The 11,267-nt window shown below is 74.8% G+C and carries 1 protein-coding gene; it reads left to right on the plus strand.

What is annotated here, in order from left to right:
- Positions 1 to 49: 49 nt before the first annotated feature.
- A complete protein-coding gene (locus ACZ4WQ_RS10220; protein ID WP_398375330.1) occupies positions 50 to 11,212 on the plus strand; it encodes a type I polyketide synthase in 11,163 nt (3,720 codons plus the stop codon).
- Positions 11,213 to 11,267: the final 55 nt, after the last annotated feature.

Genomic DNA, 11,267 nt, shown 5'->3' on the forward strand with positions numbered 1-11,267 from the left:
GACATCACGCACGCACGCCCACAACTGACCCACGATCGAGGGCAAGAACATGGATGACGTCAAGAAGCTTCGCCACTTCCTGACCCGGGTCACCGCGGAACTTCAGGAGACGCGGTCGCGGCTGCGGGCCGTGGAGACTGCGGACAGCGAGCCGGTGGCGATCGTCGGGATGAGCTGCCGCTATCCCGGCGCGGTCGCGTCGCCCGAGGACCTGTGGCGGCTGGTGTCCGGCGGCGGGGACGCCATAACCGGCTTCCCGGCCGACCGCGGCTGGGACCTGGCCGGCCTGGTCGACCCCGCGGGCGACCGGCCGGGCACCTCGTATGTGGACCGGGGCGGATTCCTGCACGACGCGGGCGAGTTCGACGCCTCCTTCTTCGGCATATCACCGCGCGAGGCGCTGGCGATGGACCCGCAGCAGCGGCTGCTGCTGGAGACCTCCTGGGAGCTGTTCGAGCGCTCAGGTCTCGACCCGGCGGCGCTGCGCGGCAGCCGGACGGGCGTGTTCATCGGCTCCAGCTTCCGCGACTACGGCAGCAGGCTGCCCGCGGTCCCCGAAGAGGTCGAGGGCCACGCCATGACGGGCGTGGCGGGCAGCGTGGCGTCGGGCCGGATCGCGTACACCTTCGGCCTGGAGGGCCCGGCCCTCACCGTGGACACGGCCTGCTCGTCGTCGCTGGTGGCGCTGCACCTGGCGGTCCGTTCGCTGCGGCAGGGCGAGTGCTCCCTGGCGCTGGCCGGCGGTGTCGCCGTGATGTCGACCCCGGACCTGTTCACCGAGTTCAGCAAGCAGCAGGGCCTGTCGCGGGACGGCCGGTGCAAGGCGTTCGCGGCCACCGCGGACGGCATGGGGGCGGCCGAGGGCGTCGGCCTGCTGCTGGTGGAGCGGCTGTCGGACGCGGTGCGCAACGGCCACCAGGTGCTGGCCGTGGTGCGGGGCAGCGCGGTGAACCAGGACGGCGCGTCGAGCGGCCTGACGGCGCCGAACGGTCCTGCGCAGCAGCGGGTGATCCGTCAGGCGCTGGCCGACGCCGGGGTGTCCGCCGCCGCCGTGGACGCCGTGGAGGCTCATGGCACGGGTACGTCGCTGGGCGACCCGATCGAGGCGCAGGCGCTGCTGGCGACGTACGGCCAGGACCGGCCAGGGGACCGGCCGCTGCTGCTCGGCTCGGTCAAGTCGAATATCGGCCACACCCAGGCCGCGGCGGGCGTGGCCGGTGTCATCAAGATGGTGATGGCGCTGCGCCACGGCGTCGTACCGCGCACCCTGCACGTGGACGAACCGACCCCGCATGTGGACTGGGAGTCCGGCGCGGTCGAGCTGGCCACGGACAATCTGGCCTGGCCCGAGAGCGACCGGATGCGGCGGGCCGCGGTGTCCTCGTTCGGAGTGAGCGGAACGAACGCGCATGTGATCCTCGAACAGGCCCCGGCGGACGAGCGCGAGCCCGCCGACGCCCCCGCCCCGGCCGCGCTCACCGGCGCCCTCCCGTGGCCGGTGTCGGCCCGGTCCGCCGCCGCCCTGAAGGCCCAGGCAGGACGGGTGCGCTCCGTCGCCGCCGAACACGGGGACCCGGCCGGCATCGGCTGGTCGCTGGCGTCGACCCGGTCGGGCCTTGAGCACCGTGCCGTGGTCGTGGGCGACGCCCCGGACACCTTCCTGAGCGGCCTCGACGCCCTCGCGGCCGGGGAGCCTGCGGCCCACGTGGTGAGCGGCGAGACCACCGGCGCGCCCACGGGCGTGGTGTTCGTCTTCCCGGGCCAGGGGTCGCAGTGGGTCGGTATGGCCTCCGGACTCCTCGGCACCTCCCCGGCGTTCGCCGACTCGATCAAGAAGTGTGCGGGGGCGTTGGCGCCGCATATCGAGTGGGATCTGTTGGAGGTGTTGCGCGAGGAGGGTCCGCTGGAGCGGGTGGATGTGGTGCAGCCGGTGTTGTGGGCGGTGATGGTGTCGCTGGCTCAGGTGTGGCGTTCGGCGGGTGTGGAGCCGTCGGCGGTGATCGGCCATTCGCAGGGTGAGATCGCGGCGGCGTGTGTGTCGGGGGCGTTGTCGTTGGAGGACGGTGCGCGGCTGGTGGCGCTGCGCAGCCGTGCCATCGCGGGAGAGCTGGCGGGCCTCGGCGGGATGGTGTCCGTCGCGGCCTCCGTCGAGCGCGTCGAGGAGCTCCTCGAAGGACATGACGGCGTGTGGATCGCGACCGTCAACGGCCCGGCCGCCACCGTCGTGGCCGGATCCCCGGAGGCGCTGGACGCGGTGCTGGCGGCGGCTGAGGCGGTGGGGGTGCGGGCGCGTCGGGTGGCGGTGGATTACGCGTCGCATACGCCGCATGTGGAGCGGATCCGGGGGCGGTTGCTGGAGTTGGCGGGGCCGATTGTGCCGCGTGTGGGTGATGTGCCGATGTATTCGACGGTGACCGGGGCGCCGGTGACGGGTGTGGAGCTGGACGCGGAGTACTGGTATCGCAATCTGCGGGAGCGGGTGGCGTTCCATGACACCGTGCGGGTTCTGCTCGACCAGGGTGACCGGGTGTTCCTGGAGGTCAGCCCGCACCCCGTGCTGGCGGGCGCCATCCAGGAGGCCGGGCACGCCGTCGACACCGACGTCCTCGCCGTGGGCACCCTGCGGCACGACGAGGGCGGCCCGCGCCGCGTGCTGACCTCGCTGGCCGAGCTGTGGGTGCGGGGAGTCGAGCCCGACTGGAAGGCGGTCTTCGGCGGCGCCGCCGCGCCCGTGGACCTGCCCACCTACGCGTTCCAGCGCGACCACTACTGGCTGCGCGGCACCGCCGGCGTCGGCGATGTCGCCGGGGCCGGGCTGTCCGTCGTGGGCCATCCGCTGCTGGCGGCCGCCGTCACGCTGGCGGACGGCGACGGCTGCGTCTTCACCGGCCGTCTGTCCACGGCCGCCCAGCCGTGGCTCGCCGACCACGCCGTGCTGAACCGGGTCCTGCTGCCGGGCGCGGCCGTCATGGAACTCGCGCTGCGCGCGGGCGAGTCGGTCGGCAGCGACCACTTGGACGAGCTCGTGCTGCACGCGCCCCTGGTCCTGCCCGCCGACGGCACCCCCCTCGACATCCAGGTCGGCGTCGACGCCGCCGACGAACTGGGCCGCCGCGCCGTCCGGGTGCACTCCCGGCCGCACCGCCCGGGCCGGACCGATGACGAGGAGGAGTGGACCGGCCACGCCACCGGAACGCTCATCACCGCGCCCGCCGGCGAGCCCGCGGCCGAGGACACCGCCTGGCCGCCCGCCGACGCGGTCGCCGTGGACATCGACGGCTTCTACGAGCGCCTCGCGGAGGCCGGTTACGCCTACGGACCGGTGTTCCGGGGCGTGCGCGCGGTATGGCGGCGCGGCGCCGAGATGTTCGCCGAGGTCGCGCTGGACGAGGCCGCCGCGGGCGAGGCGGAGCGGTTCGGCGTACACCCCGCGCTGGTCGACGCGGCGCTTCAGACACGGCTGGTGACGGTGGCGGAGGGCGAGGCGGAGCGGATGATGCCGTTCTCCTTCTCCGGCGCCCGGATCCACGCCATGGGCGCCACCTCGGCGCGGGTCCGGATGGCCCCGGCCGGATCCGACGCGATCTCGGTGCGGATGACCGACCAGGCCGGGCTGCCGATCCTCACGGTCGACCAGATCGTCTCGCGCCCGCTGTCCGCCGACGCGATGTCCGGCACAGCGGTCAACTCGATGTACGAGGTGACCTGGGCGTCTCTGGCCACGGCCGACGCGCCGGAGCAGGGGCTCGCGATCCTCGGCGACGCCCTGCCCGGCCTCGACGCGCCGCGCTACCCGGACGCCGCCGCCGTGGCCGAGGCCGTCCGCGCGGGCGAGCCGGTGCCCCCGGTGGTGCTGCTTCCCTGCCCGCGCGGGGATGGCGGCGACATGCCCGCCGCGAGCCGGGAGGTGCTGGCCGCGGTGCTCGGCCCGGTGCGCGAGTGGCTCGCGCACGACGAGCTGGAGGCCGTACGGCTGGTTCCGGTGACCCGGGGCGCGATCGCCGTGGCCCCGGGCGACCGGATCGACATGGCGCAGGCCGCCGTGCGCGGACTGCTGCGCTCGGCCGCGTCGGAGCACCCGCACCGGATTCTCCAGGTGGACATCGACGGTGCCACCGACCCGGAGACCGACCCGGGGGTGATGGCGGCGCTGTCCGCGGTGGCGGCCGCCGCGGTGGCCGCGGGCGAGTCGGAAGCCGTCGTCCGCTCCGGCGCGGCGTCCGTACCGCGGCTGGCCCGCGTGCCCTCGGCGGACCCGGGAACGCTGCCGCTGCCCGGCACGGCCGGAGCCTGGGGGCTCGACCTGGACACCGCGGGCACCCTGGAGGGGCTGGCCCTGACCGCGTCCCCGAGGGCCGAGGCGCCCCTGGCGGCGGGCCAGGTGCGGGTCGCGGTGCGCGCGACCGGCGTCAACTTCCGGGATGTCCTGGTCGCGCTGGGCGTGGTTCCCAACACCGAATCGCTCTTCGGGTGCGAGGGCGCCGGTGTGGTGGTCGAGGTCGGCCGGGAGGTCACCGGTCTCGCGGTGGGCGATCGGGTGATGGGGCTGCTGTCGGGCGCGTACGCGGGTCCGCTGGCGGTGGCGGACGCGCGGATGGTCGTGCGTGTGCCGGGTGGCTGGTCGTTCGCCGAGGCGGCTTCGGTGCCCGCCGTGTTCCTGACCGCCTACTACGCGCTGGTGGACCTCGCCGATCTGCGGGCCGGCGAGTCGCTGGCGGTGCACGCCGCCGCGGGTGGGGTGGGCATGGCGGCCGTCCAGTTGGCCCGCTACCTGGGCGCCGAGGTGTACGCGACGGCGAGCGAGCCGAAGTGGCCGGTGGTGCGCGGCATGGGTGTTCCGGCCGAGCGGCTGGCGTCCTCGCGCACCCTGGAGTTCGCCGACCGGTTCCTCGAGGCGACCGGCGGCCGGGGTGTCGATGTCGTACTGAACTGCCTGGCCAGGGAGTTCGTGGACGCCTCGCTCGGGCTGCTGCCGAGCGGCGGGCGGTTCGTCGAGATGGGCAAGACCGACATCCGTGACGCCGACGAGGTCGCCGCGGCCCGGCCCGGGGTGCGCTACCGCGCGTTCGACCTCGGCGAGGCCGGTGCCGACCGGCTCGGGGAGATGCTCACCCACCTCGCGGACCTCTTCGGGCAGGGGGTGCTCAGCGCGCTGCCGGTGACCGCCTGGGACACCAGGCAGGCCCCGCAGGCCTTCCGCCACCTCAGCCAGGCCCGTCACACCGGCAAGGTGGTGCTGACCACCCCGCCGTCCGGCCCGCTCGACGGGACCGTGCTGATCACGGGGGGTACGGGGGTCATCGGTTCGGCCCTGGCCCGTCATCTGGCTACCGAACATCGCGTCACCGACCTGGTGTTGACCAGCCGTCGTGGCATGGAGGCGCCGGGTGCGGCGGAGCTTGTCGCGGACCTCGCGGAGCTGGGGGCCACGGCGCGGGTGGTGGCGTGTGATGTGGCGGATCGTGGGGCGTTGGCGGGGCTGTTGGGTGAGTTGCCCGGGCTGCGCGGTGTGGTGCATGCGGCGGGTGCGCTGGATGACGGGGTGGTGTCGGCGCTGACGCCGGAGCGTCTCGACACGGTGTTGCGGCCGAAGGTGGACGCGGCGTGGCATCTGCATGAGCTGACCCGGGACCGCGATCTGTCGCTGTTCGCGCTGTTCTCCTCCGCCGCAGGCGTCCTGGGCGCCGCCGGACAAGGCAGCTACGCGGCCGCCAACGCCTTCCTGGACGCCCTCGCCTGGCACCGCCGCGCCCAGGGGCTGCCCGCGCACTCCCTGGCCTGGGGCCTGTGGGCCGACCGCAGCTCCATGACCGGCGCGCTCGGCGCCGCCGACCTGGAGCGGATGCGCCGCAGCGGGGTCCAGGCGCTCACCACCGACGAGGGCCTCGCGCTGTTCGACGCCGCCGTCCGGATGCCGCGTCCGCACACGGTCCCGGTCAGGCTCGACGTGTCCGCGGTGGGCAGGCACAAGGACCCCGCCCCGCTCTTCCGCGCCCTGGTGCGCACCCCGGCCAAGCGGGTGGCGGCGAACGCGCCCGCCGATGGCGGCGGTCTGCGCGAGCGTCTCGCCACGCTCTCGCCGGCCGAGCGGGATCGGGTGTTGACGGAGTTGGTGCGGGCGCAGGCGGCGGTGGTGTTGGGGCATGGTGGTGCCGAGGCGGTGGGTGCGGATCGGGCGTTCAAGGATGTGGGGTTCGACTCGCTGACGGCGGTGGAGCTGCGGAACCGGCTGGGTGCGGCGACGGGGTTGCGGCTTCCGGTGACGGCGGTGTTCGACCATCCGACGCCGGTGGCGCTGGCGGCGGAGCTGGCGTTGCGGCTGGGGGCGGATGGCGAGGGCGTGTCCGTGCCTGCGGTTCCGGTTGCTGCGGCGGTGGCTGTGGTGGCGGATGAGCCGATCGCGATCGTGGGCATGAGCTGCCGGTTCCCCGGCGGGGTGGGCTCACCGGAGGACCTGTGGCAGCTGCTCATCGACGAGCGGGACGCCACCGGCGCCTACCCCACCGACCGCGGCTGGCAGGTCGACGACCTGGGCGACCCCCACTTCCCGGACGACTCCTACGCGCGGGTCGGCGGATTCCTGCACGACATGGCCGACTTCGACCCCGAGTTCTTCGGCATCTCGCCCCGCGAGGCCCTGGCCACCGACCCGCAGCAGCGGCTGCTGCTGGAGACCACCTGGGAGGCGTTCGAGCGCGCGGGCATCGACCCCACCACGCTCCGCGCCACCTCGACCGGCGTCTTCACCGGACTGATCTACAACGACTACGCCTCGCGGTTCCCCAGGCTGCTCAGCGGCTTCGAGGGATACCTGGGCAACGGCAGCGCCAACAGCGTGGCCTCCGGCCGGATCGCCTACACCCTGGGCCTGGAGGGCCCGGCGATCACGGTGGACACCGCCTGCTCGTCGTCCATGGTGGCCCTGCACCTGGCCGCCCAGTCGCTCCGGCAGGGCGAGTGCACCCTGGCCGTCGCGGGCGGGGTGACCGTCATGTCCACCCCGCGGCCGCTGATCGAGTTCAGCCGGATCGGCGGGCTCGCGCTCGACGGCCGCTGCAAGGCGTTCGGCGCCGACGCCGACGGCATGGGATTCGCCGAGGGCATCGGCATGCTGGTCGTCGAGCGGCTCTCCGACGCCCGGCGCAACGGACACCGGGTGCTGGCGGTGCTCCGCGGCTCCGCGCTCAACCAGGACGGCGCGTCCAACGGCCTGACCGCGCCCAGCGGCCCCGCCCAGCAGCGGGTGATCCGCCAGGCTCTGGCCAACGCGGGTCTGAGCGCCGCCGATGTGGACGTCGTGGAGGCACACGGCACCGGCACCTCCCTCGGCGACCCGATCGAGGCGCAGGCCCTCCAGGCCACGTACGGCCAGGACCGGGCCGAGGACCGGCCGCTGCTGCTCGGCTCGGTGAAGTCCAACCTCGGCCACACGCAGGCCGCGGCGGGTGTCGCCGGTGTCATCAAGACCGTGCTGGCCCTGCGCCACGGCGTCGTCCCGCGCACCCTCCACGTCGAGCGGCCCACCTCGCACGTCGACTGGGCGGCCGGGGGGCTGCGGCTCGCCGACGGAAGTGTGCCGTGGCCCGAGACCGGGCGGGCGCGGCGGGCCGCCGTGTCGTCCTTCGGCATCAGCGGCACCAACGCGCATGTGATCCTGGAGCACATCCCCGAGCAGGTGCCCGAGCCCGAGGCGCCCGCGGCCCCGGTCGCCGACGCGCCGGTCCCGTGGGTCGTCTCGGCCAAGAGCGCCGAGAGCCTCCGCGACCAGGCCCGCCGGCTGCACGAGCGGGTGACCGCCGCCCCGGACCTGGCCCCCGCCGACATCGCCCGGTCCCTGCTGACCACCCGGGCCGTCTTCGACCACCGCGCGGTGGTCGTCGGCCGGGACCGGGAGGAGCTGCTGCACCGCCTCGCCGCGCTGGCCGGCGGCGAACCGGCCGCCGGTGTGGTCCAAGGTGTCGCGGCCGCGCGCGCGAAGACCGTGTTCGTCTTCCCCGGACAGGGCTCGCAGTGGGCCGGCATGGCCACGGAACTCCTCGACATCTCCCCGGCCTTCGCCGAACGCCTCGAAAGCTGTGCCGCGGCTCTCGCGCCGCATATCGACTGGTCCCCGCTCGACGTGCTGCGCGGCCGCCCCGGCGCGCCGTCGCTTGACCGGGTCGACGTGGTGCAGCCGGTGCTGTGGGCGGTGATGGTGTCCCTCGCCCAGGTGTGGCGGACCCACGGGGTCGAGCCGTCCGCCGTGGTGGGCCACTCCCAGGGGGAGCTGGCGGCGGCGGCCGTGTCGGGTGTGCTGTCGCTCGACGACGCCGCCCGGATCGTGGCCCTGCGCAGCAGGCTCATCGCGCGGGAGCTGGCGGGGCAGGGCGGCATGGTCTCGCTCGCCAGGCCCATGGGCGCGGCCCTGGAGCTGCTGAAGCCGTGGGGCGAGCGCATCAGCGTCGCCACCGTGAACGGGCCCGGCTCCACCGTCGTCGCCGGTGAACCGGAGGCGCTGGAGGAGCTGATGGCCGCCTGTGAGCGCGAGGGGGTGCGGGCACGCCGTATCCCGGTGGACTACGCCTCCCACTCCCCGCAGGTGGCGCGGTTGCGCGAGGCGCTGCTGGACCTGGCCGCGCCGGTCGTGTCCCGGACGCCGGAGCTGCCCATGTACTCCGCCGTCACCGGCGAACTCCTCGCCACGGGCGCGGCGGACGCCGAGTACTGGTACCGCAACCTGCGCCAGACCGTGCTCTTCGAGCAGGCCACGCGCGCCCTGGCGGGTGCGGGACACGATGTGTTCGTCGAGGTCAGCCCGCACCCGGTGCTGACCACCGGCATGGCGGAGACGCTCGAGGACCACCCCGGCGACATCGCGATCGGCGGCACCCTGCGGCGCGACGAGGGCGGCCGGGACCGGCTGCTGACCGCGCTGGCCGAGGTGTTCGTGACCGGGGTGGCCGTGGACTGGGCGACCACCTTCGAGGGCGGGCGGACCGTGGAGCTGCCCACCTACGCCTTCCACCGGCAGCGCTACTGGCTGGACGCGCCGTCGGAGCCCGAGGCGGCCCGGGGCAACACCGCAGTGGACGAGGCATTCTGGGCCGCGGTGGACCAGCTCGACCCGGACGGGCTGGCGTCGACCCTCGGCGTCGAGGACGTGTCCGTACGGTCCTCGCTGAACGCGGTGCTGCCCGCGCTCTCGGACTGGCACCGGCAGCGGAGCGAGCGCGCCACCGTGGACACCTGGCGCTACGGCATCGCCTGGGCGCAGGTCCCCGAGACCGCGCCGGCCCCCCTGTCCGGCACCTGGCTGCTGGCCGTCTCCGCCGGATTCGAGGCGGACCCCCGGGTGGCCGCGCTGGTGGCGGGCATCGAGCGCCGCGGCGCCAGGGCCCTGCCGGTGGTGATCTCCTCCGACCGCCCCGCCGACATCGCCGCGCAGCTGCGGACGGCCTGCGAGCCGACCGAGCCGGGCGAGTCGGCTCAGCCGGCCGGAGTGCTGTCGGTGAGCGCCTGGGACGAGCGGCCGCACCCCTCCTACCCGGCGGTGCCGGGCGGCTTCGCCCATGTCCTGGCGCTGTGCCAGGCGCTGGAGGCCGCCGGTGTCACGGCGCCCCTGTGGTGTGTGACCAGCGGCGCGGTGACCAACGGAGCCGACGACGCCCCCGTCAGCCCGGCGCAGGCGCTGGTGTGGGGGCTGGGCCGGGTGGCCGCCCAGGAACACCCCGGCCGCTGGGGCGGGCTGATCGACCTTCCGGCCGAGCCGGACGAGCAGGACGTGAACCGGCTGTGCGGGCTGCTGTCCGGCGGATCCGGGGAGGACCAGCTCGCCGTACGGACCGGCGGTATCCTCGCCCGCAGGCTGGCCCGCACCCCGGCGCCCGCCGCCCCCGCCCGCGAGTGGACCCCCACCGGAACCGTACTGATCACCGGGGGCACCGGCGCCATCGGCGGCCATGTCGCCCGCTGGCTGGCCGCCCGCGGCGCCGAACACCTGCTGCTGCTCAGCCGGAGCGGACCGGACGCCGCGGGGGCCGCGGAGCTGCGGGCCGGCCTGGAGGCGGACGGCGCCCGGGTGACCCTCCTCGCCTGCGACGCCGGAGACCGTGAGGCGCTGGCGGCCGTGCTCGCCGACATCCCGGACGAGCTGCCGCTCACCGCCGTCTTCCACACCGCCGCGGTGCTGGACGACGGCCCGCTGGACGCGCTGACCGCCGACCGGGCGGACGCCGTGCTGCGGGCGAAGACCGGCGCCGCCCGGAACCTGCACGAGCTGACCGCGGATCTGGACCTGTCGGCGTTCGTCCTGTTCTCCTCCACCGCCGGCACCTTCGGCGCCGCCGGACAGGCCAACTACGCGCCCGGCAACGCCTACCTCGACGCGCTGGCGTGGCACCGACGCGCCCACGGCCAGGTGGCCACCTCCATCGGCTGGGGTGCCTGGGCCCAGGGCGGGATGGCCGAGAAGGAGGCCGTCGCCGATCTGCGGCGCCGGCACGGCGTCCCGGTGATGTCCCCCGAGCGGGCGGTCCTGGCGCTGCGCCAGGCGCTCGACGGCGACGACACCTTCCTGGTCGTCGCGGACATCGACTGGGACCGGTTCTACCTCGCGTACACCGCCGCCCGGCCCAGCCCGCTGCTGCACGATCTGGAAGAGGTGCGCCGCATCCGGGAGTCGGCCACCGGCGGGGCCGCCCCCGATCAGACGGGGCCGTCGCTCGAGGAGCGGCTGGCCGGCCTCGGCCGGACCGAGCAGGAGCGGGTGCTGCGCGACCTGGTGCGTACCCACGCCGCGGCCGTCCTCGGCCACGACGGGCCCGAGTCGGTGCCCACCGGCCGCCCGTTCTGGGAGCTCGGCCTGGACTCGGTCACCGCCGTCGAGATGCGCAACCGGCTGGGCGGCGCCGTCCAGCGCAAGCTCCCCGCCGGGCTCATCTTCGACTACCCGACCGTCACCGGCCTGGTCGGCTACCTCCGGGACGAGCTGTGCCGGGACGAGACCGAAGTCAGCCCGGTGATGTCCGACCTGGACCGGCTGGACATCGCGCTGGCCACCATGCCCGACGACGACCCGGCCCGGAACGAGGTGGCCGAGCGGCTGGAGAAGCTGCTGCGCCGGGTGAGCCCGGCCTCGGTCGTGACGCGGGCACCCGCGACGGACTGGGGCCTGGACTCGGCTTCCCAGGACGAGGTGTTCGCGCTCATCGACGAAGAACTGGGAGAGCTGTGACCCGGCTCCCGGCACACGCCTTCCCGACCGCTAGGGATCACAAGGATGGACCAGT

Source organism: Streptomyces sp. NPDC028305, assembly GCF_055569495.1.

Excerpts from the sequence above, each read along its gene's own strand:
- ACZ4WQ_RS10220 (WP_398375330.1), top strand. The coding sequence starts at position 50 with ATGGATGACGTCAAGAAGCTTCGCCACTTCCTGACCCGGGTCACCGCG.